Genomic DNA, 25,725 nt, shown 5'->3' with positions numbered 1-25,725 from the left:
CAGAACTTCTGATAAAGTCGGATCCGCCGAGAGGCAAGGCCACTCCAAAGGCCACCGGAATTCAAATTCGGACCGGAAACGGAACGAAAAAGAATCTGGTAAGGTTGGAACCGCCGGAAAGGGAAGCGCGAAAGCGAAGAACTGGAAAGCGCAGTAAAAATTCTCCTGCTCCGCAGGGGGCCGCTTCGACCGGGAATCGGACACGAAAGAGTCTGATAGAGTCGGAAATGCAAGACCGAAGGGAAAGCCCGGAGGAAAGCCCGAGAGGGTGAGTACAAAGGAAGCGTCCGTTCCTTGAGAACTCAACAGCGTGCCAAAAGTCAACGCCAGATATGTTGATACCCCGGCCTGCTTCGGCAGGTTGGTGGTTCCTTTGAAAGTCCTGCCGGGCCTCACGGTTCCGGTAGGCAATTTACACAGCGAGGACGCTGTGAACGATCGGTCTTATTCCGGCTGATCGTTCCGCTCTCGTGATGTGTGTCCCGATTACGGGAAAACATTCACGGAGAGTTTGATCCTGGCTCAGGACGAACGCTGGCGGCGTGCTTAACACATGCAAGTCGAACGATGAAGCCCTTCGGGGTGGATTAGTGGCGAACGGGTGAGTAACACGTGGGCAATCTGCCCTTCACTCTGGGACAAGCCCTGGAAACGGGGTCTAATACCGGATAACACTCTGTCCCGCATGGGACGGGGTTGAAAGCTCCGGCGGTGAAGGATGAGCCCGCGGCCTATCAGCTTGTTGGTGGGGTGATGGCCTACCAAGGCGACGACGGGTAGCCGGCCTGAGAGGGCGACCGGCCACACTGGGACTGAGACACGGCCCAGACTCCTACGGGAGGCAGCAGTGGGGAATATTGCACAATGGGCGAAAGCCTGATGCAGCGACGCCGCGTGAGGGATGACGGCCTTCGGGTTGTAAACCTCTTTCAGCAGGGAAGAAGCGAGAGTGACGGTACCTGCAGAAGAAGCGCCGGCTAACTACGTGCCAGCAGCCGCGGTAATACGTAGGGCGCAAGCGTTGTCCGGAATTATTGGGCGTAAAGAGCTCGTAGGCGGCTTGTTGCGTCGGTTGTGAAAGCCCGGGGCTTAACCCCGGGTCTGCAGTCGATACGGGCAGGCTAGAGTGTGGTAGGGGAGATCGGAATTCCTGGTGTAGCGGTGAAATGCGCAGATATCAGGAGGAACACCGGTGGCGAAGGCGGATCTCTGGGCCATTACTGACGCTGAGGAGCGAAAGCGTGGGGAGCGAACAGGATTAGATACCCTGGTAGTCCACGCCGTAAACGTTGGGAACTAGGTGTTGGCGACATTCCACGTCGTCGGTGCCGCAGCTAACGCATTAAGTTCCCCGCCTGGGGAGTACGGCCGCAAGGCTAAAACTCAAAGGAATTGACGGGGGCCCGCACAAGCAGCGGAGCATGTGGCTTAATTCGACGCAACGCGAAGAACCTTACCAAGGCTTGACATATACCGGAAAGCATCAGAGATGGTGCCCCCCTTGTGGTCGGTATACAGGTGGTGCATGGCTGTCGTCAGCTCGTGTCGTGAGATGTTGGGTTAAGTCCCGCAACGAGCGCAACCCTTGTTCTGTGTTGCCAGCATGCCCTTCGGGGTGATGGGGACTCACAGGAGACTGCCGGGGTCAACTCGGAGGAAGGTGGGGACGACGTCAAGTCATCATGCCCCTTATGTCTTGGGCTGCACACGTGCTACAATGGCCGGTACAATGAGCTGCGATGCCGCGAGGCGGAGCGAATCTCAAAAAGCCGGTCTCAGTTCGGATTGGGGTCTGCAACTCGACCCCATGAAGTCGGAGTTGCTAGTAATCGCAGATCAGCATTGCTGCGGTGAATACGTTCCCGGGCCTTGTACACACCGCCCGTCACGTCACGAAAGTCGGTAACACCCGAAGCCGGTGGCCCAACCCCTTGTGGGAGGGAGCTGTCGAAGGTGGGACTGGCGATTGGGACGAAGTCGTAACAAGGTAGCCGTACCGGAAGGTGCGGCTGGATCACCTCCTTTCTAAGGAGCATCTAGATTCCGTAAGGAATCCAGAGCCACTACGTCGGCAAATGTTCGACGGTGGTCAGCTCATGGGTGGAACGTTGACTATTCGGCACGACAGGTTGTTTTTCACTAGTACTGCTTCGGCGTGGAACGTGGGAAGGGATCGGTTGTGTCGGGCACGTTGTTGGGTATCTGAGGGTACGGCCGTGAGGTCGCCTTCAGTTGCCGGCCCCAGTGAACTCGCCCTCAGGGGTGGGGTGATGGGTGGCTGGTCGTTGTTTGAGAACTGCACAGTGGACGCGAGCATCTGTGGCCAAGTTTTTAAGGGCGCACGGTGGATGCCTTGGCACCAGGAACCGATGAAGGACGTGGGAGGCCACGATAGGCCCCGGGGAGCTGTCAACCGAGCTTTGATCCGGGGGTGTCCGAATGGGGAAACCCGGCAGTCGTCATGGGCTGTCACCCGCTGCTGAACACATAGGCAGTGTGGAGGGAACGAGGGGAAGTGAAACATCTCAGTACCCTCAGGAAGAGAAAACAACCGTGATTCCGGGAGTAGTGGCGAGCGAAACTGGATGAGGCCAAACCGTATGCGTGTGATACCCGGCAGGGGTTGCGCATGCGGGGTTGTGGGATCTCTCTTTCACGGTCTGCCGGCCGTGAGACGAGTCAGAAACCGTTGATGTAGGCGAAGGACATGCGAAAGGTCCGGCGTAGAGGGTAAGACCCCCGTAGCTGAAACATCAACGGCTCGTTTGAGAGACACCCAAGTAGCACGGGGCCCGAGAAATCCCGTGTGAATCTGGCGGGACCACCCGCTAAGCCTAAATATTCCCTGGTGACCGATAGCGGATAGTACCGTGAGGGAATGGTGAAAAGTACCGCGGGAGCGGAGTGAAATAGTACCTGAAACCGTGTGCCTACAAGCCGTGGGAGCGTCGCTGTATGTGCTTGCACATGCAGTCGTGACTGCGTGCCTTTTGAAGAATGAGCCTGCGAGTTTGCGGTGTGTTGCGAGGTTAACCCGTGTGGGGAAGCCGTAGCGAAAGCGAGTCCGAATAGGGCGTTTCAGTAGCACGCTCAAGACCCGAAGCGGAGTGATCTAGCCATGGGCAGGTTGAAGCGGAGGTAAGACTTCGTGGAGGACCGAACCCACCAGGGTTGAAAACCTGGGGGATGACCTGTGGTTAGGGGTGAAAGGCCAATCAAACTCCGTGATAGCTGGTTCTCCCCGAAATGCATTTAGGTGCAGCGTCGTGTGTTTCTTACCGGAGGTAGAGCACTGGATAGGCGATGGGCCCTACCGGGTTACTGACCTTAGCCAAACTCCGAATGCCGGTAAGTGAGAGCGCGGCAGTGAGACTGTGGGGGATAAGCTCCATGGTCGAGAGGGAAACAGCCCAGAGCATCGACTAAGGCCCCTAAGCGTACGCTAAGTGGGAAAGGATGTGGAGTCGCAGAGACAACCAGGAGGTTGGCTTAGAAGCAGCCACCCTTGAAAGAGTGCGTAATAGCTCACTGGTCAAGTGATTCCGCGCCGACAATGTAGCGGGGCTCAAGCGTACCGCCGAAGTCGTGTCATTCGTACATGTATCCCCAACGGGAGTACGGATGGGTAGGGGAGCGTCGTGTGCCGGGTGAAGCAGCCGCGGAAGCGAGTTGTGGACGGTTCACGAGTGAGAATGCAGGCATGAGTAGCGATACACACGTGAGAAACGTGTGCGCCGATTGACTAAGGGTTCCTGGGTCAAGCTGATCTGCCCAGGGTAAGTCGGGACCTAAGGCGAGGCCGACAGGCGTAGTCGATGGACAACCGGTTGATATTCCGGTACCCGCTTTGAAACGCCCAATACTGAATCAGGCGATGCTAAGTCCGTGAAGCCGGCCCGATCTCTTCGGAGTTGAGGGTAGTGGTGGAGCCGACGAACCAGACTTGTACTAGGTAAGCGATGGGGTGACGCAGGAAGGTAGTCCAGCCCGGGCGGTGGTTGTCCCGGGGTAAGGGTGTAGGCCGTGTGGTAGGTAAATCCGTCACACGTTAAGGCTGAGACCTGATGCCGAGCCGATTGTGGTGAAGTGGATGATCCTATGCTGTCGAGAAAAGCCTCTAGCGAGTTTCATGGCGGCCCGTACCCTAAACCGACTCAGGTGGTCAGGTAGAGAATACCGAGGCGTTCGGGTGAACTATGGTTAAGGAACTCGGCAAAATGCCCCCGTAACTTCGGGAGAAGGGGGGCCATCACTGGTGATTGGATTTACTCCATGAGCTGGGGGTGGCCGCAGAGACCAGCGAGAAGCGACTGTTTACTAAAAACACAGGTCCGTGCGAAGCCGTAAGGCGATGTATACGGACTGACGCCTGCCCGGTGCTGGAACGTTAAGGGGACCGGTTAGCTGACTTTCGGGTCGGCGAAGCTGAGAACTTAAGCGCCAGTAAACGGCGGTGGTAACTATAACCATCCTAAGGTAGCGAAATTCCTTGTCGGGTAAGTTCCGACCTGCACGAATGGCGTAACGACTTCTCGACTGTCTCAACCATAGGCCCGGTGAAATTGCACTACGAGTAAAGATGCTCGTTTCGCGCAGCAGGACGGAAAGACCCCGGGACCTTTACTACAGTTTGATATTGGTGTTCGGTTCGGCTTGTGTAGGATAGGTGGGAGACTTTGAAGCAGCCACGCCAGTGGTTGTGGAGTCGTCGTTGAAATACCACTCTGGTCGTGCTGGATGTCTAACCTGGGTCCGTGATCCGGATCAGGGACAGTGTCTGATGGGTAGTTTAACTGGGGCGGTTGCCTCCTAAAGAGTAACGGAGGCGCCCAAAGGTTCCCTCAGCCTGGTTGGCAATCAGGTGTTGAGTGTAAGTGCACAAGGGAGCTTGACTGTGAGACCGACGGGTCGAGCAGGGACGAAAGTCGGGACTAGTGATCCGGCAGTGGCTTGTGGAAGCGCTGTCGCTCAACGGATAAAAGGTACCCCGGGGATAACAGGCTGATCTTCCCCAAGAGTCCATATCGACGGGATGGTTTGGCACCTCGATGTCGGCTCGTCGCATCCTGGGGCTGGAGTCGGTCCCAAGGGTTGGGCTGTTCGCCCATTAAAGCGGTACGCGAGCTGGGTTTAGAACGTCGTGAGACAGTTCGGTCCCTATCCGCTGTGCGCGTAGGAATATTGAGAAGGGCTGTCCCTAGTACGAGAGGACCGGGACGGACGAACCTCTGGTGTGCCAGTTGTTCTGCCAAGGGCATGGCTGGTTGGCTACGTTCGGAAAGGATAACCGCTGAAAGCATCTAAGCGGGAAGCCTGCTTCGAGATGAGTATTCCCACCAACTTGATTGGTTAAGGCTCCCAGTAGACGACTGGGTTGATAGGCCAGATGTGGAAGCCCGGTAACGGGTGGAGCTGACTGGTACTAATAGGCCGAGGGCTTGTCCTCAGTTGCTCGCGTCCACTGTGTTAGTTCTGAAATAACGAACGGCCGTGTTGTGTTCCGGTGTTGGTTAATTTCATAGTGTTTCGGTGGTCATTGCGTTAGGGAAACGCCCGGTTACATTCCGAACCCGGAAGCTAAGCCTTTCAGCGCCGATGGTACTGCAGGGGGGACCCTGTGGGAGAGTAGGACGCCGCCGAACTCCTTTTACGGGAAAGCCCCGCACCTCTGGTGCGGGGCTTTCCTGCGTTCACCCACGCGTGCGGTCGGCCGGCTCGGACGAGGCAGGCCGGGCCACGCATGCGCAGTGGTGAGAGGGGCGGCGGGTCTCGATGACAGTCCGTCAGAATCTTTTGCGGTCAGTGGTTCTGAGTACCCCTGAGTTCAGGGTATGCTTAACCTCGTTGCCACAGCGCAGCAGGCCCCAATAGCTCAGTCGGTAGAGCGTCTCCATGGTAAGGAGAAGGTCTGCGGTTCGATTCCGCATTGGGGCTCAGGCAAGACGAAAGGCCCTCGCCACTCGGCGGGGGCCTTTCGCATGTCCCGATGCTTCCGCGCTCGCTGCCCGTCGGCGTGGTGCGAATCGAGACGGCGAATTCGTTTGGCCAGTACGTGAGGGCCCTGATGCAGCGTCCATGCCAGCCGGACCTGTGCCACCGTCGCGCCATGTACGCGGGCGATGGCGAGCAGCTCGTCGTCGGTGGCGCCCGTGATGTTTGCGTCCTCCTCGCGTCCCTCGCCGGCAACGGAGAAGAAGGGGGACGAACGCGATGCCCTGCTCTCCACAGAGCCGCAGAACATCGTCCGTGCCCGCGTTGCGGGAGTCGAGGCCGTAGCGGTTCTGTACGCACACCACCGGGGCGATGGGCCGGGCCTCGGCGAGGTGTTTGCCTTGATTCCGGAGACACCGAGGTGGCGGATGAGGCCGGCGTCGCGGAACTCGGACAGGGCACCGAAGTGTTGCGGAGTGAGCGCCTGGTCGATCAGTTCGTTGGCGAACCGCAGCGACGAGAAGTAGAACGTGGCGGTGTCGATGTGGTTCACGCCGAGCTCGATCGCACGCCGGAGCACGCTTATGGACTGGTCGTCTTTGAAGTCATGGGCCGGAGTGTTTCCGAGCCTTCGGCCCGATGAAGTGCGGTCAGGTGGTGGGCGGTTCAGGGACGCGCATGGCGAGGATGGCCATGTCGTCGGAGGCAGGCTCGGCTGCGAAGCGTTCAACCGCCCGCAGGATGCGTGCTGCCACCGCGCCTGCCGTGAGGCCGGTACAGGTGGCCAGGACATCCGCCAGACCGTCGTCGCCGAGCATGCGGGTGCCCTCACGGCGTTCCGTGACGCCGTCGGTCACGCACAGCAGGACATCGCCCGGAGCGAGGGTCACCGTCTGCTCGTACAGTTCGAGGTCCTCGATGACGCCCAGCAGGGGCTGAGGTTCGGCCGCTGACTCCACCGAGCCGTCCTGGTGCAGGCGCAACGGCAGCGGGTGCCCCGCGCAGACCACCTTCAGGAGCGCGCTGCCGTCCTCCTGGGGCCACAGCTCCCCGTACAGGAGGGTCAGGAAACGGCTGCGGGCGCCTTCGTCCAGGATGGCGGCGTTGAGGCGCTCCAGAACGGCCGGACCGCCGAAGCCTTCGCGGGCGAGGAGGCGCAGGGCGTGGCGGGCGAGGCCCGTGACGGCCGCGGCCTCCGGGCCCGTACCGCAGACGTCACCGATGGCGAAGCCGTAGGCGCCGTCGCGGATCGGGAAGACGTCGTAGAAGTCGCCGCCGACCTCGTTGCCCTCGCCCGCCGCGCGGTAGATGACCTCGATCTCGACATTGGGGACCTCGGGCAGCCCCGGCGGCAGCAGGCTGCGCTGCAGGGACTGGCTGATCGCCATACGCTCCGAGTAGAGGCGGGCGTTGTCGAGGGCGAGGGCGGCGCGGCGGGAGAGGTCCTCGGCCAGTTCCAGGATCTCCTGGCGGAAGTGGTCGTCGGAGGGCTTCCCGAGGGTGAGCATGCCGATGACGCGGTTTCGGGCGACGAGTGGCAGGACCACCGTCTCCCCGCCCACCGCGGCCGCAGTGGCGAGCGTCGTACGGATGCCGGAGCCGAGCCCGCCGGGTTCGCCGAGGCCGAGCGTACGCATCGAGGTGCGCAGGGCTGCCTGGTGAGCAGCCTCCGACGGGGCTGTCCAGACACGGGCACCTGGGGTCGGCACGGGGTCCGGAGGAGCGATCTTGGAGAGCAGGGCCTTGAGGCCGTCGATGAGCTCCTCGTCCTCGTGCAGCACATAGGAGAGATACGGCTCCGAGGACTGGTCCGCGATCGTGTAGACGGCGCACCATGTGGCCAGGGTGGGGACCGTCATCTGGGCCATCAGAGCCAGGGTCTGGTCCCGGTCGAGGGTGCCCGCGAGCAGGTCGGAGGCCTCGACGAGGAAGGAGAGGGAACCACGGCGCAGGCGTTCCAGCTCGCCCAGGCGGGCCGATTCGACGGCCAGCGCAATGCGGTCCGCGGCGAACTGGAGGCGTAGAGCCTCCTCGTTGGAGTAGCGGCCTGCCGCTTCCGCGGCGACGCCCAGCGAGCCCGTGAGGCGCCCCTCGACCTTCAGCGGAACGGTGACGACGGAGCGCATCCCCGTGCCGCCGAGCAGGGGGACGGCGCCGGGCACGTTGTCGAGGTCTTCGTGTACGGCGGGCATCCGGGCGGAGCCGTAACGTCCGGTACCGGCCTCCACCGGAACCCGGGCGAAACGCTGGCGGGCGGAGGGCAGACCGGTCGTGGCCCGTACCTCCAGTTCCGTTTCATCGTCCGTCGCCAGCAGCAGGAAGGCCGAATCGGCGTCGAGCATGTCGCGCGCCCGCTCGACCGTGCGCTGGAGCAGGCCGTCGAGGTCGTCGGGGGCGGGGGAGCCGATGAAGATCTCGAACGGGTCCGTCTTGTGGCTCTCGGCGTTCGCGTCGGAGACCGGTGTGCGTACCGGGGACTGGAGCACGGCACGTTCGTAGTCGCGGACGAGCAGGCAGACCGTGGATGGTTCGCCGTGGGTGTCGCGGACCCGGAGATGCGAGGCGTAAACGGGGATGGTGCGGCCGTCGGCGCCCCGGATTCCGTAACTGCCCTCCCAGCGCGAGAGCTGCAGTGCGTCCACGATGCCGGTGTTGGTGCCGGGTGTCTGCGGCCAGGCGGTGAAGTCGGTGAGTTGCTTACCGGTGACTTGGTCCGCGGCATATCCGAAGAGGAACGCGGCGTCCTCGTTCCAGGCGGCGATGGAACCGGTGCTGTCGATCTGGACGACGGCCACCCGCACGCGCTCGTCGGCGACCGGGAGCAGGCCGACCGGGAGCAGGGGGCCGGCGGAGCGGATTCCCACAGGGCGCTCGGGAAGATCCAGCTGGAACCAGACATGTTTATGGATGGGCGAATACTCGACGCCCCACCGGGAAGCGAGCGCCGCGCAGAGCAGCAGTCCGCGGCCGTTCTCACGGTCCGGGCTACCGAAGTCCAGACCTGTGCTCTGGAGGGGGATCTCGCGTTCCGGGTAGTGGTCGGAGACCTCGATCCGGACGCCGTCCTCCGTGCGCTGGCACAGCACGTCCGCGGCGGTGCCAGCGTGCACCACCGCGTTGGTCACGAGCTCGCTGGTGAGGACGACGGCATCGTCGACGACATCCGTGTATCCCCACCCCTGGAGAGTGTCACGGACAAAGGCGCGGGCGGTCGCGACGGAGCGTCCGACCGGGTCGAAGGTGGCAGCCGCGCGCGCGGTGATCACAGCACTCCCCATATGGTGTCTCGTCGCTTCCTCGAGTCCTGTGCCCGTTTCTCGCCGCTTCGATTCGCCTGCCAGGCTAGACGCTCGGTCTCGGTGCCGGGTACACGAGGGCCGACTTCGGGCAGGAACGACCAGGAACAGGCATGTGACCGGACAAGTGTGGGCTTCCCAACAGGGTGATGTGGGACAACCGTTGGAGGCTGCACCCCGATTGGTTCGGGCCTGGTACGTTTCAACGATTTGACGTCCGCATGGTCACCCGTCGACGGTGGGCTGTGGCGGTGAGCCAATGAGGAACTGGGCAAGCTCCCAGATAAGGCCCGAGCGATACGGTCAACCCCTGCGGGAGGGATCACGGTGGAGTCTGGCGTGGCGGCGCGGGGAACAGGCACGCGCACAAAAGGCGGACAGTCCGTGAAAAAGCAGCGCAATGGAACCATCGACGTCGACGCGGCAGCGCTCAACAGACTGTTGGCAGGCCTGGTGGCGATGCGCGACGGGAACTTCCGCAGGCGCCTGACCGTTTCGGCTGACGGCGTGATGGCGGAGATCGCGGCAGTCTTCAATGAAGTCGCCGACCGGAATCTCCATCTCACCGGCGAGCTGGCCCGGGTGCGGAGGGTGGTCGGGCGTGAGGGGAAACTCACCGAGCGGCTGGAAACGGGCGCCTGCGAGGGTTCCTGGGCCGCCGCGATCGACGCCTCCAACGAGCTGGTCGACGATCTGGCGCGCCCGGTCTCGGAGGTCGGGCGGGTGCTGTCGGCGGTGGCCGACGGTGATCTCGAACAGCGGATGGAGCTGCGGTCGCACACGGCCGATGAGACGGTACGGCCGCTGCGCGGCGAGTTCCTGAAGGTCGCCCGTACGGTCAACAACCTGGTCGACCAGTTGTCGGCGTTCACCGAGCAGGTGACGCGGGTCGCGGTCGAGGTGGGTACCGAGGGCAAGCTGGGCGGGCAGGCCCAGGTGCGCGGGATGTCCGGGTCGTGGAAGGACCTCACGGACTCCGTGAACACCATGGCGTACCGGCTGACCGCGCAGGTGCGGGACATTGCCCTGGTGACGACGGCGGTCGCCAAGGGCGATCTGTCGCGGAAGGTCACCGTCCATGTGGCCGGCGAGATGCTTCAGCTCAAGAACACCGTCAACACGATGGTCGACCAGCTGTCGTCGTTCTCCTCCGAGGTGACCCGGGTCGCCCGCGAGGTGGGCACGGAGGGCGAGCTGGGCGGGCAGGCGACCGTGCCCGGTGTGGCCGGGGTGTGGAAGGACCTCACCGACTCCGTCAACACGATGGCCGGGAACCTGACCTCTCAGGTGCGGGGGATTGCCGAGGTGACGACCGCGGTCGCCAACGGTGACCTGTCCCAGAAGGTCACTGTGAGCGCCCGCGGCGAGGTCGCACAGCTCGCCGAGACCATCAACCAGATGACCGAGACACTGCGGACCTTCGCCGACGAAGTGACCCGAGTGGCCAGCGAGGTCGGTGGCGAGGGGCTGCTCGGCGGTCAGGCGCAGGTGCCGGGGGCGGCGGGGACCTGGAAGGACCTCACCGACTCGGTGAACACCGTCTTCCGGAACCTGACGACTCAGGTGCGCGACATCGCGCAGGTGACCACGGCGGTGGCCAGCGGCGACATGACGCAGAAGGTCACCGTCGATGTGGCCGGCGAGATGCTGGAGCTGAAGAACACCGTCAACACGATGGTGGACCAGCTGCAGTCCTTCGGTTCGGAAGTGACCCGGGTGGCCAGGGAGGTCGGCGTCGAGGGCCGGCTGGGCGGTCAGGCCGAGGTGCCGGGGGCGGCGGGGACCTGGAAGGACCTCACGGACTCGGTGAACACGGCGTTCCGGAACCTTACGGGGCAGGTGCGCGACATCGCGCAGGTGACGACCGCGGTCGCCAACGGTGACCTCTCGCAGAAGGTCACCGTCGATGTCGCGGGCGAGATGCTGGAGTTGAAGAACACCGTCAACACGATGGTTGCGCAGCTGTCGTCCTTCGCCGACCAGGTCACGCGGATGGCGCGTGACGTGGGTACGGAGGGCCGCCTCGGTGGCCAGGCGCGGGTCGACGGCGTTTCCGGCACGTGGAAGGAGCTCACCGACTCCGTCAACTTCATGGCGGGGAATCTGACCTCCCAGGTGCGCCAGATCGCGCAGGTGACCACTGCGGTGGCACGGGGCGACCTGTCGCAGAAGATCGATGTTGACGCGCGCGGCGAGATCCTGGAGCTGAAGAACACCATCAACACGATGGTCGACCAGCTCTCCGCCTTCGCCGAGCAGGTGACCCGGGTCGCCCGCGAGGTGGGCACCGACGGACGGCTCGGCGGGCAGGCGCAGGTGCCCGGCGTGGCCGGTGTGTGGCGTGATCTGACCGATTCGGTCAACGGCATGGCGGGAAACCTCACCGCTCAGGTCCGTAACATCGCGCAGGTCGCCACTGCGGTGGCGCGCGGTGACCTGTCGCAGAAGATCGATGTTGACGCGCGCGGCGAGATCCTGGAGCTGAAGAACACCCTCAACACGATGGTGGACCAGCTCTCGAACTTCGCCGAGCAGGTGACGCGGGTCGCCCGTGAAGTGGGTACGGAAGGCATCCTCGGCGGCCAGGCCGAGGTGCAGGGGGTGTCCGGTACGTGGAAGGACCTCACCCAGTCCGTCAACGGCATGGCCAACAACCTGACCCTGCAGGTCCGTAACATCGCCGAGGTCACCACAGCGGTCGCCAAGGGCGATCTCTCCAAGAAGATCACGGTCGACGCCAAGGGCGAGATCCTCGAACTGGTCACGACCGTCAACACCATGGTCGATCAGCTGCTCAACTTCGCCGACGAGGTGACGCGGGTCGCCCGCGAGGTGGGTACCGAGGGCATCCTGGGTGGTCAGGCCCGGGTGCGTGGTGCGACCGGTATCTGGAAGGACCTCAGCGACAACGTCAACCTGATGGCCAACAACCTGACCAGTCAGGTGCGGAACATCTCCCGGGTCTCGTCTGCGGTCGCCAACGGCGATCTGACGAAGAAGGTCACCGTCGAGGCGCGCGGCGAGGTCGCCGAGCTCGCCGACACCGTCAACACGATGGTGACGACGCTGTCCTCGTTCGCCGACGAGGTGACGCGAGTCGCCCGCGAGGTGGGCACGGAAGGTGAGCTGGGCGGCCAGGCACGCGTTCCGGGTGTCTCCGGTACATGGAAGGACCTCACCGAGTCCGTGAACTCGATGGCGTCCAATCTGACCGGGCAGGTGCGCCAGATCGCCACGGTCACCACGGCCATCGCCAAGGGCGACCTCACCAAGAAGATCGACATCGACGCCCGCGGCGAGATCCAGGAGCTGAAGAACACCATCAACACGATGGTCGACCAGTTGTCCTCGTTTGCCGAGCAGGTGACCCGGGTCGCCCGCGAGGTGGGCACGGAGGGGCAGCTGGGCGGCCAGGCCCGGGTCCGGGACGTCGACGGCACCTGGCGCGACCTCACCGAGTCCGTGAACGAGATGGCCGGGAACCTCACCCGTCAGGTGCGGGCCATCGCGGCCGTCGCCACCGCGGTGACCCGCGGCGATCTCAACCTCAAGATCGATGTGGATGCGGCCGGCGAGATCCAGGCCCTGCAGGACAACATCAATACGATGATCGCCAACCTGCGTGACACCACGGCCACCAACAAGGAGCAGGACTGGCTGAAGGGCAATCTCGCCCGGATCTCCGGTCTGATGCAGGGGCGGCGCGATCTCGACGACGTGGCCTCACTGATCATGAGCGAGCTGACCCCGGTCGTCTCCGCGCAGCACGGTGCGTTCTTCCTGGCCATGCCGACCGGTGACACCGACGCGGTGGGATCGGACAGCGACAAGGACAGCTCGTACGAACTCCGTATGAGGGGCAGCTACGGATACTCGGCGGGATCGATGCCGACATCCTTCCGGCCCGGTGAGACGCTCATCGGCACGGCGGCGGAGGAGAAGCGGACCATCCAGGTGGACAATGTTCCGCCGGGTTATCTGAAGATTTCCTCCGGACTCGGTGAGGCACCGCCCGCGCATGTGATCGTGCTGCCGGTGCTCTTCGAGGGGAAGGTTCTCGGTGTGATCGAGCTGGCCTCCTTCCAGCCGTTCACCCACATCCAGCGGGACTTCCTCAATCAGCTCGCCGAGATGATCGCGACGAGCGTCAACACCATCAGCGTCAATACGAAGACCGAGAAGCTCCTTGAGCAGTCGCAGGAGCTGGCAGAGCAATTGCGGGACCGTTCACAGGAGCTGGAGAACCGGCAGAAGGCACTTCAGGCCTCCAACGCCGAACTGGAGGAGAAGGCCGAGCTGCTGGCCCAGCAGAACCGCGACATCGAGGTCAAGAACACCGAGATCGAGGATGCCCGACAGGTCCTGGAGGAGCGCGCCGAGCAGCTCGCGGTCTCGATGCGTTACAAGTCGGAGTTCCTGGCGAACATGTCGCACGAGTTGCGTACCCCGCTCAACTCGCTTCTCATTCTGGCCAAGTTGCTCGCGGACAACGCCGAGGGCAATCTCTCGCCGAAGCAGGTGGAGTTCGCCGAGACGATCCATGGAGCCGGTTCCGATCTGCTTCAGCTGATCAATGACATCCTCGATCTGACGAAGGTCGAGGCGGGCAAGATGGACGTCAGCCCGACCCGGATCGCGCTTGTCCAGCTGGTCGACTATGTGGAGGCGACATTCCGGCCGCTCACCGCGGAGAAGGGGCTCGATTTCTCCGTACGGGTCTCGCCGGAGCTGCCCGCGACACTGCACACGGACGAGCAGCGGCTGCTCCAGGTGCTGCGCAATCTCCTTTCCAACGCGGTGAAGTTCACCGACAGCGGGGCGGTCGAGCTGGTGATCCGGCACGCCAACGAGGATGTGCCGAATGCCATCCGTGAGCAGCTCCTGGAGGCCGGCTCGCTGCGTGACGCCGATGCCGATCTGATCGCCTTCTCGGTCACCGACACCGGTATCGGGATCGCGTCCAGCAAGATGCTGGTGATCTTCGAGGCGTTCAAGCAAGCGGACGGTACGACCAGTCGCAAGTACGGCGGTACGGGGCTCGGCCTGTCCATCAGCCGGGAGATCGCCCGGCTGCTGGGCGGCGAGATCCACGCGGCGAGCGAGCCGGGCCGCGGCTCGACGTTCACGCTCTATCTGCCGCTGCACCCGAGCGAGTTGCCGCCGCAGGGCTATCCGCAGATCGGTCCTGGGCCCATCGAGGCACACGGTGCCGCAGTCGAGGAAGGTCTGCTTCCGGAGGCCGGTCCGGGCGTCGACCCGACGGCCACCGTGCACGATTCGGCGGGTGCCGCAGGACTGATGCGGCGTCGCCGCAAGAACCTGGGGAGCGCGGAGCGGCGGCCCGCGCTGCCGTCCCGCGCCGCCGCCCCGGCTGCTCCGCAGGAGCCTTGGACGCTTGCCGGGCAGGAGGAACCGGAGGTCCGCAGGACGTTCCGGTTCCACGGCGAGAAGGTGCTGATCGTCGACGACGACATCCGTAACGTCTTCGCGCTCACCAGCGTGCTGGAGCAGCACGGTCTTTCGGTCCTGTACGCGGAGAACGGACGTGTGGGCATCGAAGTCCTGGAACAGCACGACGATGTGACGGTCGTACTGATGGACATCATGATGCCGGAGATGGACGGCTATGCCACGACGGCAGCGATCCGCAGGATGCCGCAGTTCGCCGGGCTGCCGATCGTCGCACTGACCGCGAAGGCCATGAAGGGTGACCGGGAGAAGGCGATCGAATCCGGCGCTTCCGACTATGTCACCAAGCCTGTGGATCCCGATCATCTTCTTTCTGTTATGGAGCAGTGGATGCGCGGAGAGTGATCATTAATTGAGAGAATCGCGATGAGTTGATGAGCGACTGTGCTCGCAGGGGTGTGAGGAGGCGCTGTACGGGGAACCTTCTGGTCCCCCACCGCGTTTCTGTTGTGTGCACAGTGACATCGTGGTGACAGGGTGTGGTGACGGGCGGGGTGCGGCTACCATGACCGGCACAAGGACGGACGGCGTAAGGGAGTCGTCCCCTGGGGCGGCGCCCGGTGCAATTCCGGGGCGAGGAGGACGGGCCATGGTGCAGAAGGCCAAGATCCTCCTGGTCGATGACCGGCCGGAGAATCTGCTGGCGCTGGAGGCCATCCTCTCTGCGCTCGATCAGACACTGGTACGGGCATCGTCAGGGGAGGAAGCGCTCAAAGCGCTGCTCACGGACGACTTTGCGGTCATTCTGCTGGACGTCCAGATGCCGGGCATGGACGGTTTCGAAACCGCCGCGCACATCAAGCGGCGGGAACGGACCCGGGACATCCCGATCATCTTCCTCACCGCGATCAATCACGGTCCGCATCACACCTTCAGGGGTTATGCGGCGGGCGCGGTGGACTACATCTCGAAGCCGTTCGACCCATGGGTGCTACGGGCCAAGGTTTCGGTCTTCGTCGAGCTCTACATGAAGAACTGCAAGCTGCGCGAGCAGGCGGCGCTGCTGCGGCTCCAGCTGGAGGGCGATACCAACGGCGGCGCGGGCCACGAGAAGGAGCCCGCAGGGCTGCTGGCCGAGCTCTCGGCGCGGCTCGCGGCCGTCGAGGAGCAGGCCGAAGCGCTCTCCAAACAGCTCGACGACGAGTCGGCGGACGCCGCGGCCGTGGCCACCGCCGCCCATCTGGAACGCAAGCTGACCGGCCTGCGCCGGGCACTCGACGCGCTGGAGCCCGGCACCGGCAGCGGCGCGGCAGTCCTTCCCTCGTAGCGCCGTACTGCCCCGCGACTCCATGGCGGGGAGCGGTCCGGCGGTACGACCTCAGGTCGAGGGGTGGGCGGTTGTCAGGACGCTCGGCCCAACTGCCCTGCCGTCTCGGCCGTTCGACGGTTCGGCGACAGGGACATCCATCAGCGGCGGCGTGAGGACACGTCAGTTTCCTGCCTCTGTACAGCGACACGGTCGGGTGAAGAGGCGGGCACACGTGTTCACGGCCGTCAACACCGGTAACCTCGGCACCATGGCCTCACGTACGTCCGGCAAGGGTTCCCAGAGCACGGCGGGCACCGCGAAGCGCGTCGGCCGTACCGCGGGGCCGGCCAAGAAAGCCGCACCCGCGAAGAAGACCGCCGCGAAGAAGACCGCCGCGAAGAAGGCCCCCGCGAAGAAGGCGGTGGCCAAGAAGGCGGCCGCGCCCAAACCGGCACCGTCGCCCACCGGCGGTGTGTACCGCCTGGCGCGCGCCGTCTGGCTCGGTGCGGCCCACGCCGTCGGCGCGATGTTCCGTGGCATAGGGCGCGGCGCCAAGGGACTCGATCCCGCGCACCGCAAGGACGGCATCGCGCTGCTGCTGCTCGGTCTCGCGCTGGTCGTCGCCGCGGGCACCTGGTCGAATCTGCGCGGGCCCGTCGGCGACCTCGTCGAGATGCTCGTCACCGGAGCCTTCGGCCGACTCGATCTGCTCGTACCGATACTGCTCGGCGCCATCGCCGTACGGCTGATCCTCTACCCGGAGAAGCCCGAGGCCAACGGTCGCATCGTCATTGGGCTCTCCGCCCTGGTCATCGGGGTGCTCGGACAGGTTCACATCGCGTGCGGATCGCCCGGCCGGGGAGGCGGCACCACGGCGATGCAGGACGCGGGCGGACTCATCGGCTGGGCGGCCTCCAAACCGCTGGTCTACACGATGGGCGAGGTCCTCGCCGTACCGCTGCTGCTGCTGCTCACCGTCTTCGGACTGCTGGTCGTCACCGCCACCCCGGTGAACGCTATTCCGCAACGGCTCCGGCTGCTCGGCACCAAGCTGGGCATCCTCGACCCGGTGTACGACGCCGACGCGGAAGAGGAGGGCGACGACGAGCGCTACGACGAGCAGTGGCGCGAGGCGCTGCCCGTCCGCTCCCGCCGCTCTTCCGCACGCCGCTCCGAAGCGCCCGCGGAGTACGACCCCGACCAGGTGGAGGCCGACGCGCTCTCCAAGCGCCGCAGGCCGCGCAGGCCCTCCGTGCAGCCGACGATGAACCGCACCATGGACGCGGTGGATGTCGCGGCCGCCGCGGCCGCCGCGCTCGACGGGGCCGTGCTCAACGGCATGCCGCCCTCGCCGATTGTCGCCGACCTCACCCAGGGCGTCTCCGTCGAGCGCGAACGCCCGGGCACGCCGGTGCCGGGCGCCAGGGAGGGTGAACCCGCCAGTGGGGGAGGGAAGCCGGAGAAGGGAGCGGTGCCCTCGGGCGGCGTACCCGATCTGACGAAGCCCGCGCCCGACCGGTCGCAGTCCCAGCCGTTGCCGGCCCGCGCCGAACAGCTGCAGCTCTCCGGCGACATCACGTACTCACTGCCCTCGCTCGACCTGCTGGAACGGGGCGGGCCCGGCAAGACCCGCAGCGCCGCCAACGACGCGATCGTCGCGTCCCTGACGAACGTCTTCACCGAGTTCAAGGTCGACGCCGCAGTCACCGGCTTCACCCGCGGACCCACGGTCACGCGGTACGAGGTGGAACTCGGCCCCGCGGTGAAGGTCGAGCGGATCACCGCGCTCGCCAAGAACATCGCGTACGCAGTCGCCAGTCCCGACGTCCGGATCATCTCCCCGATCCCGGGCAAGTCGGCGGTCGGCATCGAGATCCCCAACACCGACCGGGAGATGGTCAACCTCGGCGATGTGCTGCGCCTCGCGGACGCCGCCGAGGACGACCATCCGATGCTGGTCGCGCTCGGCAAGGACGTCGAGGGCGGATATGTGATGGCCAACCTGGCGAAGATGCCGCACGTGCTGGTGGCCGGTGCGACCGGTTCCGGCAAGTCGTCCTGCATCAACTGTCTGATCACCTCGGTCATGGTGCGGGCGACGCCGGACGACGTACGGATGGTGCTGGTCGACCCCAAGCGGGTCGAGCTGACCGCGTACGAGGGCATCCCGCACCTGATCACGCCGATCATCACCAATCCCAAGCGCGCCGCCGAGGCCCTCCAGTGGGTCGTGCGGGAGATGGACCTCCGGTACGACGACCTTGCCGCGTTCGGGTATCGGCACATCGACGACTTCAATCAGGCCGTCCGCAACGGCAAGGTCAAGCCGCCGGAGGGCAGCGAGCGCGAGCTCTCGCCGTACCCGTATCTGTTGGTGATCGTCGACGAGCTGGCCGACCTGATGATGGTCGCTCCCCGTGATGTGGAGGACGCCATCGTCCGTATCACCCAGCTGGCCCGCGCTGCCGGTATCCACCTGGTGCTTGCGACCCAGCGGCCCTCGGTCGACGTCGTCACCGGTCTGATCAAGGCGAATGTGCCCTCCCGGCTCGCCTTCGCGACGTCTTCGCTGGCCGACAGCCGTGTCATCCTCGACCAGCCCGGCGCCGAGAAGCTCATCGGAAAGGGTGACGGTCTGTTCCTGCCGATGGGGGCCAACAAGCCCACCCGTATGCAGGGTGCCTTCGTCACCGAGGACGAGGTCGCGGCCATCGTCCAGCACTGCAAGGATCAGATGGCGCCGGTCTTCCGCGAGGACGTGGTGGTCGGCACCGCCAAGAAGAAGGAGATCGACGAGGACATCGGCGACGACCTGGATCTGCTCTGCCAGGCCGCCGAACTGGTCGTCTCCACCCAGTTCGGGTCCACCTCGATGCTTCAGCGCAAGCTTCGGGTCGGCTTCGCCAAGGCCGGCCGGCTGATGGACCTGATGGAGTCGAGGAACATCGTCGGGCCGAGCGAGGGATCCAAGGCGCGCGACGTCATGGTGAAACCGGACGAGCTGGACGGGGTGTTGGCACTGATCCGCGGGGAAACCGCTTCGTAGGAGAAGTGCGGGCAACCGTTTCGTCGGGTCGTACGTCAAGTTGAAGGGAGGGGCGGCAAGATTGTCCTTCTCGGGGTGGCCCAGAGAATCGGACGGCGTTCGAGTCTGATGGCGTACAAAGTCCTTCCTCCCGGTTGCCCCACCCTTTCGTACCCCCCCTAGACTGAACACCCAGCAGGTGGCTCACGCTCGAAAGGCGCCCCCGTGTCCATCGGCAACTCCCCCGAAGAAGACCGGCCTTCGATCGGTCGAGTGCTCCAGCAGGCTCGTATCGCCGCAGGTCTCACGGTCGAAGAGATCAGTTCGTCCACCCGGGTGCGCATCCCCATCGTGCACGCGATCGAAGAGGACGACTTCTCCCGTTGTGGCGGCGATGTGTATGCGCGCGGCCATATCCGTACCTTGGCGCGTGCCGTCGGGACCGATCCGGAACCGCTGGTTTCGCAGTACGACGCCGAGCACGGCGGCCGTCCCGCACCCACGCCCGCGGCGCCGCTGTTCGAGGCCGAGAGAATCCGTTCCGAACCCCGTCGGCCCAACTGGACGGCGGCCATGGTCGCCGCGATCGTCGCTGTCGTCGGTTTCGTCGGCTTCACCTTCTTCAAGGGTGGCGACGACAGCTCCACGACCACACAGGTCGCGGAGGGTTCGACGCCCAACACGAAGAGCCCCAAGCCGAAGACCAACAAGCCCGTCGACCCCAAGCCGCAGCCCTCCGACAGTGCCATCGCCGCGGCACCCAGGGACAAGGTGACGGTGAAGCTCAGCGCCAGTCAGGGCAAGAGCTGGATCTCCGCCAAGGACCACAACGGGCGGCTGCTCTTCGACGGGCTGCTGCTGCAGGGCCAGTCCAAGACCTTCCAGGACCAGGAGCGGGTCGACCTCGTCCTCGGTGACGCCGGGTCCATCGAGCTCTTTGTGAACGGCAAGAAGGTCGAGGACAAGTTCCAGCCGGGCCAGGTCGAGCGGCTCTCGTACACGAAGGGCGACCCGGCGGTCGGCTGACCCGTACACGCACGGTTTCCCGAGCGGCATCAGCAACACGGCGAGCGCCCGGCAATGCTGGGCGCTCGCCTGCTTTGTCACTCGGTGTGACGGTGGAACCCTGCACGGCAGGGCGAGTGCTGGGACAAAGTAGTCTTGAGCCCATGCCCGAACGCCGTACCGTCGCCCTTGTCACTCTTGGCTGCGCCCGTAACGAGGTGGACTCGGAGGAGCTCGCAGGCCGCTTGGCAGCGGACGGCTGGGAGCTCGTCGAGGATGCCTCCGACGCGGATGTCGCCGTCGTCAACACCTGTGGATTCGTCGAGGCCGCCAAGAAGGACTCCGTCGATGCCCTGCTCGAAGCCAATGATCTGAAGGACCACGGCAGGACCCAGGCCGTGGTCGCCGTCGGCTGCATGGCCGAGCGCTACGGCAAGGACCTCGCCGAGGCCCTGCCCGAGGCGGATGGTGTCCTCGGATTCGACGACTACGCCGACATCTCCGACCGCCTCCAGACCATCCTCAACGGTGGCATCCACGCCTCGCACACCCCGCGCGACCGCCGCAAGCTCCTGCCGATCAGCCCGGCCGAGCGGCAGGACGCCGCAGTGGCTCTGCCGGGGCACGCGCAGGAGGCCGCACCGGCTCCCGCCCCCGAGGACCTTCCCGACGGAGTCGCTCCGGTCTCCGGGCCGCGGGCGCCCCTGCGCCGCCGGCTGGGCACCAGCCCCGTCGCCTCGGTGAAGCTCGCCTCCGGCTGCGACCGCCGCTGCTCCTTCTGCGCCATCCCTTCCTTCCGCGGCTCCTTCATCTCGCGCCGCCCGTCGGACGTGCTGGGGGAGACCCGCTGGCTGGCCGAGCAGGGCGTGAAGGAGGTCATGCTGGTCTCCGAGAACAACACCTCGTACGGCAAGGACCTCGGCGACATCCGGCTGCTTGAGACGCTGCTGCCGGAGCTCGCCGACGTCGAGGGGATCGAGCGGATCCGGGTCAGCTATCTGCAGCCGGCGGAGATGCGGCCGGGCCTCATCGACGTACTGACCTCGACCCCGAAGGTCGCCCCGTACTTCGACCTGTCCTTCCAGCACTCGGCCCCCGGTGTGCTGCGGGCGATGCGCCGCTTCGGTGACACCGACCGCTTCCTGGAGCTCCTGGACACCATCCGCAGCAAGGCACCGCAGGCCGGTGCCCGCTCCAACTTCATCGTGGGCTTCCCCGGCGAGACCGAGGCCGACCTGGCGGAGCTGGAACGCTTCCTCACCGGCGCCAGGCTCGACGCCATCGGCGTCTTCGGCTACTCCGACGAGGAAGGCACCGAGGCGGTCGGTTACGAGAACAAGCTGGACGCCGACGTCATCGCGGAGCGGCTCGCGCACATCTCGCAGCTGGCCGAGGAACTGACCTCGCAGCGCGCCGAGGAGCGCCTGGGTGAGTCCCTGCAGGTGCTGGTCGAGTCCGTGGACGAAGAGGACGGTGCGGTGGGGCGCGCGGCGCACCAGGCCCCCGAAACGGACGGCCAGGTGCTCTTCACCGCACGCGAGGGCCTCGTGCCCGGCCGTATGGTCGAGGCAAAGGTTGTGGGCACCGAAGGAGTGGACCTGGTGGCCGAGTGTTCCGAGCTCGTGGAGGCGGCCAGATGACGGGAGTCCCGGCATCCGCGGCAGGCGGCTCCGGCGCCAAGCCGGTCCGCGGCGGCGAGCTGGGTACTGCGGCCGTCAACCAGGCCAGCCTGTGGAACATCGCCAATCTGCTCACCATGCTGCGGCTGGTGCTGGTGCCCGGCTTCGTGATGCTGCTCCTGCACAACGGCGGCTACGACCCGGCCTGGCGGTCGTTCGCCTGGGCGGCGTTCGCCATCGCCATGATCACCGATCTGTTCGACGGTCATCTCGCGCGCACATACAACCTGGTCACCGACTTCGGGAAGATCGCCGACCCGATCGCGGACAAGGCGATCATGGGTGCGGCGCTGATCTGTCTGTCGTATCTCGGTGATCTGCCCTGGTGGGTCACGGGCGTGATCCTCTTCCGCGAGATCGGCATCACGCTGATGCGGTTCTGGGTGATACGGCATGCGGTGATCCCGGCCAGTCGAGGCGGGAAGATGAAGACTCTGGCACAGGGGACGGCCGTCGGGATGTACGTCCTGGCGCTGACCGGTCCACTTGCCACGCTGCGCTTCTGGGTGATGGCGGTGGCTGTCGTGCTGACGGTCGTCACGGGACTCGACTATGTGCGCCAGGCCGTCGTGCTGCGACGCCAGGGGCTCGCGGCCGAGCGGGCCGCCGCGGCGGAGGCTGCTGGGGGGTCCGGAGCCGCTGCGGTGTCCGGGGTATCTGCGAGGCCTGGGGTGTCCGGGGCAGCTGAGGGGGCAGGGCCGGTCTCCGGGGCCTCGAGTGCCCGTGGTTCGGCGGAGGCCGAGCGGTGACTGCCGCGGCCCGGGTGCTGGAGTTGCTCGTGGAGCGCGGTGAGACTCTTGCCGTCGCCGAGTCGCTGACCGGCGGTCTGGTCGCGGCGGAGCTGACTTCCGTACCGGGTGCCTCGAACTCCTTCCGCGGGTCCGTGACGGCTTACGCAACGCCCCTGAAGCGGGAATTGCTGGGTGTCGACGGCGTCCTCCTGGCGGAGCGCGGTGCGGTCGACCCGGAGGTGGCGCGGCAGATGGCGGCAGGTGTGCGCCGTGTTCTCGGGGCAGACTGGGGTATGGCCACCACCGGCGTTGCGGGCCCCGAGCCGCAGGACGGCAAACCCGTCGGCACGGTCTATGTTGCGGTGGCCGGGCCGGACGGCGCGGAGAATGTGACCACGCTGCGATTGAACGGCGGGCGTGCGGACATCCGTAGAGAGACTGTACGGAGCGTGCTGGCATTGCTCTCCGCCGAACTCGGCAAGAATGCAAGCGCACAGGATACGGAACAGAACGGGGGGAATTGATGTTTGCAGCCCTGAGTGAACACGTCATCGCTCCCCGCACGGCCGCGGCGCAAGGCGGTACGGTGGGGCGTGAAGGATGCGGCTACGCGGTCCGAGGAGGGAGCCACCGATGATTCTGCTCCGTCGCCTGCTTGGTGACGTGCTGCGTCGGCAGCGCCAGCGCCAAGGCCGTACTCTGCGCGAAGTCTCCTCGTCCGCCCGAGTCTCGCTCGGCTATCTCTCCGAGGTGGAGCGGGGGCAGAAGGAGGCATCCTCCGAGCTGCTCTCCGCTATTTGCGACGCGCTTGACGTACGGATGTCCGAGCTCATGCGTGAAGTGAGCGATGAGCTGTCGCTGGCCGAACTGGCCGAGTCGGCAGCAGCCAGCGATCCGGTGCCTGTGCCGGTACGTCCAATGCTCAATTCCGTCTCCGTGACGTCGGTGGCAGGTGTGCCGACGGGACGGGTGACCATCAAGGCGCCCGCGGAAGCGGTGGATGTCGTCGCCGCCTGACCTGCGAGGTCCGGTGTGAAGCGGAGCCCCGGTCGGCCCCTCAGGGGGCGGCCGGGGCTCCTGCGTGGTCCGGGGTGGGTGGGCGTGGTCCGTTCTGGATGCGGCTCGGGAGTGTCTGGGTGAGACTGCGAGTAAGAGGCGTTGATCAGGAAGATCACGGGTGGCCCGACACGGGCTGACGTGGCCTGACGTGTCTCGATGCAGCCTGCGCCGGGGTGCCTGAATGCCTCTGGCCCGGGTGGAGCCGCGATCCGGAGCAAGCCCGGATGTCCCGGGCGGAGAGCGCACAACGGTCTGCGGCAGCGCACTGCGCGCCGGTGGTGCACCGGTGCGCCCTCCCGCCGGGCGAGCGGGTCGGACTAGGTTCGGCCGGAGGAGGCAGCCATGGTACGGCGATGGGTGCCGGCGCTCGTTCTCGGCGGGGTGTGGTGGTGGGCCGTGCTGCGGCTCGTGCTGGAACCGGCCCATGCGGGGCTTGTCGAGGGTGCGGTGGCGGCGGGCGGATGGGGGCTGAGCCTCCTGCCCGTGCATGTGGCCGCGACCGCTGGGCCGACGGGGGCGAGCGGGGCGGACGCGTGTGAGGGGCGGTGGTCTGCTCTTGGGATGCGGTGTGCGGGTTGGTGGTCCGACATCGGGACGCGGTGCCTGGGGCGGTGGTCCGCCCTTGGAATGCGGTGCGGTGGCCGGGCCTGGCGGACTACCAGGGCATGGATACGCCGCCATTCGGGCGGAGGATCTGACCGGTCATGAAGGCCGACGCATCGGATGCCAGATAGACCAGGGTGTGGGCGACGTCCTCGGGCTCGCCAACCCGGCCGAGCGGGGAGATCCGCGCCATCGTGGCCTCCGCCCGTCGCTGTTGTTCCGCGTCGTGGCGGGCTGTCATGGGCGTACGGATCCAGCCCGGGGCGACGGCGTTGACACGGATGGAATGAGGCCCCAGCTCGGTTGCGAGGGTCTTCGTCAGCTGGACAACCGCCGCCTTGGCCGCGCTGTAGCAGAGCAGCCCGGGGCTCGCGGCGTCGACCGCTCCCGAGGCCATGGTGATCAGCGAGCCGGGTGCGCTGCGCGCGATCAGGCTGCGGGCAACTTCCTGACAGGCGTACAGAACGCCCTTGAAATTGACTGAGAGGACGCGATCGAGGTCGTCGTCCGCGGTCTCCAGGACGCTGCTCGTATGCATGATTCCGGCTACGGCGGCCAGGATGTCGAGGTTGCCCGCGGCGGCCACCGCGGCCCGGATCCGACTGCGGTCGGTGACATCGAGAGTGTGGATGTGGGATGTGCCACCCGCTTCGGCGATCAGGTCCCGGGTCTCCAGCAGGCCCTTCTCGTCGCGGTCCGCGCAGTGCACGGTGGCGCCCGCCGCTGCGAGCAGGATGGCGCCTGCGCGGCCGATGCCACCCGCCGCGCCGGTGATGAACGCGGAGCGGCCCGTGAGGTCGTACGCGGTGAGGGACATGACCGGACGGTACGACCGAATCTGACGGATCGTCAACTAGCTTGTGGGGCCCGATTGGCAGCGCGGGCACCAGTAGGTGGGGCGGGCTTCCTGATCGGCTGTGCGGATGGGCGTGCCGCAGCGCAGGCAGGGGTGGTTGGTCCTGCCGTAGACCCAGAGCCGTTCGTTCGCGCCGTATCCGCGGGGCGCTGCGCTGGCGGTCGTGCGCATGGGGCGGTCTCGGTTGGCTTCGAGGAGTTGTTTGGCCGTGGTGACAAGACGGGCGGCGGTGGGGGCTGCCAGGTCGCCGATGGGGAGCCAAGGGGTGGCACGGGCGAGGAAGCAGAGCTCGGCCTTGTAGATGTTGCCGATTCCGGCCAGGTTGCGCTGGTCCAGGAGGGCCTCGCCCAGGGGGCGGGCGGGGTCGCTGAGCAGATTGTGCAGGGCGGTTTCGGCGTTCCAGTCGGGGCCCAGCAGATCGGGGCCGAGATGACCGACCGCCTTCTCCTCGTCCCGGGTGCGGAGGAGTTCGAGGAGGGGGAGCCGGTAGCCGACGGCGGTGTGTTCCGCGTTGGCGAGGACGGCGCGGATCTGGTGGGAAGGGCCGCCGCGCCAGCGCTCGCCCGGAGCATAGATGCGCCAGGCGCCGTCCATCCGCAGATGGCTGTGGAGGGTCAGGCCGCCCTCGATACGGGTGAGGAGATGCTTGCCGCGCGAGGTCACGTCCAGAACCGTCCGGCCGGTGAGGTCGGCGGTGGCGAACCGGGGGACGCGCAGGTCGGAGTGGGTGAGGACTCGGCCGGCGAGTGCGGTGTGCAGACGTTTGGCGGTCTGCAGGACGGTGTCTCCTTCGGGCATGCCTCCATGATGCGGGGTCGGGTG

Annotated in this window: 11 protein-coding genes, 1 tRNA gene, 3 rRNA genes and 1 pseudogene; 12 read left to right on the top strand and 4 right to left on the bottom strand. The window is 65.6% G+C overall.

The genetic code is table 11. The features are described from left to right. The first annotated feature begins 499 nt into the window (after positions 1-499). The 4 genes from OG953_RS12170 to OG953_RS12155 all read left to right on the top strand — a co-directional run bounded on the left by OG953_RS12170 (position 500) and on the right by OG953_RS12155 (position 5,934). Positions 500-2,025 (top strand): 16S ribosomal RNA (locus tag OG953_RS12170). Between the two features lie 296 nt (positions 2,026-2,321). Beyond that, positions 2,322-5,446, top strand: a 23S ribosomal RNA gene (locus tag OG953_RS12165). A 79-nt stretch (positions 5,447-5,525) separates the two neighbouring features. Next, positions 5,526-5,642 (top strand): 5S ribosomal RNA (gene rrf, locus OG953_RS12160). The 16S, 23S and 5S rRNA genes sit together here with 1 tRNA gene alongside, the layout of an rRNA operon. A 219-nt stretch (positions 5,643-5,861) precedes the next feature. Next, positions 5,862-5,934 (top strand) — tRNA-Thr (locus OG953_RS12155). A gap of 109 nt (positions 5,935-6,043) precedes the next feature. Here the strand turns inward: OG953_RS12155 and OG953_RS12150 are convergent. Both OG953_RS12150 and OG953_RS12145 read right to left on the bottom strand, forming a co-directional pair. Continuing rightward, positions 6,044-6,526, bottom strand: a pseudogene (locus OG953_RS12150) (aldo/keto reductase); the annotation flags it as partial. A gap of 55 nt (positions 6,527-6,581) precedes the next feature. Continuing rightward, entirely contained in the window at positions 6,582-9,197 is a 2,616-nt protein-coding gene (locus OG953_RS12145) for a SpoIIE family protein phosphatase (RefSeq protein ID WP_405684109.1), read from the bottom strand. 414 nt (positions 9,198-9,611) lie between these two features. Here OG953_RS12145 and OG953_RS12140 point away from each other — a divergent pair, with 414 nt between their 5' ends. The 8 genes from OG953_RS12140 (at position 9,612) to OG953_RS12105 (ending at position 23,402) form a co-directional block, all read left to right on the top strand. Then, positions 9,612-15,041 (top strand): HAMP domain-containing protein, encoded by a 5,430-nt coding sequence (locus tag OG953_RS12140; protein ID WP_405684108.1) that lies wholly within the window; start codon positions 9,612-9,614, stop codon positions 15,039-15,041. A 244-nt stretch (positions 15,042-15,285) separates the two neighbouring features. Then, positions 15,286-15,963 carry a two-component system response regulator gene (locus OG953_RS12135; protein WP_393699547.1) on the top strand — a complete coding sequence of 226 codons (678 nt, stop codon included), beginning with the start codon at positions 15,286-15,288 and terminating at the stop codon, positions 15,961-15,963. A gap of 250 nt (positions 15,964-16,213) precedes the next feature. Further along, positions 16,214-18,991, top strand: coding sequence for a DNA translocase FtsK (locus OG953_RS12130; protein ID WP_405684107.1), 2,778 nt, complete (start codon positions 16,214-16,216; stop codon positions 18,989-18,991). A 204-nt stretch (positions 18,992-19,195) separates the two neighbouring features. Further along, positions 19,196-19,996: a helix-turn-helix domain-containing protein gene (locus OG953_RS12125; protein WP_405684105.1), complete on the top strand. Its 801-nt coding sequence runs from the start codon at positions 19,196-19,198 to the stop codon at positions 19,994-19,996. A gap of 143 nt (positions 19,997-20,139) precedes the next feature. Next, positions 20,140-21,615, top strand: coding sequence for a 30S ribosomal protein S12 methylthiotransferase RimO (gene rimO / locus OG953_RS12120; RefSeq protein WP_114247011.1), 1,476 nt, complete (start codon positions 20,140-20,142; stop codon positions 21,613-21,615). After that, entirely contained in the window at positions 21,612-22,403 is a 792-nt protein-coding gene (gene pgsA, locus OG953_RS12115) for a CDP-diacylglycerol--glycerol-3-phosphate 3-phosphatidyltransferase (RefSeq protein WP_405684104.1), read from the top strand. Before rimO ends, pgsA begins: the two co-directional genes overlap by 4 nt. Beyond that, positions 22,400-22,909, top strand: coding sequence for a CinA family protein (locus OG953_RS12110; RefSeq protein WP_405684103.1), 510 nt, complete (start codon positions 22,400-22,402; stop codon positions 22,907-22,909). The genes pgsA and OG953_RS12110 overlap by 4 nt, the downstream gene beginning before the upstream one ends. Positions 22,910-23,018: 109 nt before the next feature. Then, positions 23,019-23,402, top strand: coding sequence for a helix-turn-helix domain-containing protein (locus OG953_RS12105; RefSeq protein WP_018105285.1), 384 nt, complete (start codon positions 23,019-23,021; stop codon positions 23,400-23,402). 697 nt (positions 23,403-24,099) lie between these two features. Here OG953_RS12105 and OG953_RS12100 read toward each other — a convergent pair. Together OG953_RS12100 and OG953_RS12095 are read right to left on the bottom strand one after the other, a co-directional pair. Beyond that, complete coding sequence (locus OG953_RS12100; RefSeq protein WP_405684102.1) at positions 24,100-24,864, bottom strand: SDR family NAD(P)-dependent oxidoreductase; 765 nt, start codon at positions 24,862-24,864, stop codon at positions 24,100-24,102. A 36-nt stretch (positions 24,865-24,900) separates the two neighbouring features. Next, complete coding sequence (locus OG953_RS12095; protein WP_405684100.1) at positions 24,901-25,701, bottom strand: DNA-formamidopyrimidine glycosylase family protein; 801 nt, start codon at positions 25,699-25,701, stop codon at positions 24,901-24,903. Positions 25,702-25,725 lie beyond the last annotated feature (24 nt).

The sequence above is a fragment of the Streptomyces sp. NBC_00057 genome (assembly GCF_045041165.1).
Taxonomy (GTDB): domain Bacteria; phylum Actinomycetota; class Actinomycetes; order Streptomycetales; family Streptomycetaceae; genus Streptomyces.
Note: the sequence above shows the minus strand (reverse complement) of the source record. Positions and strands in the feature narration are given on the sequence as shown.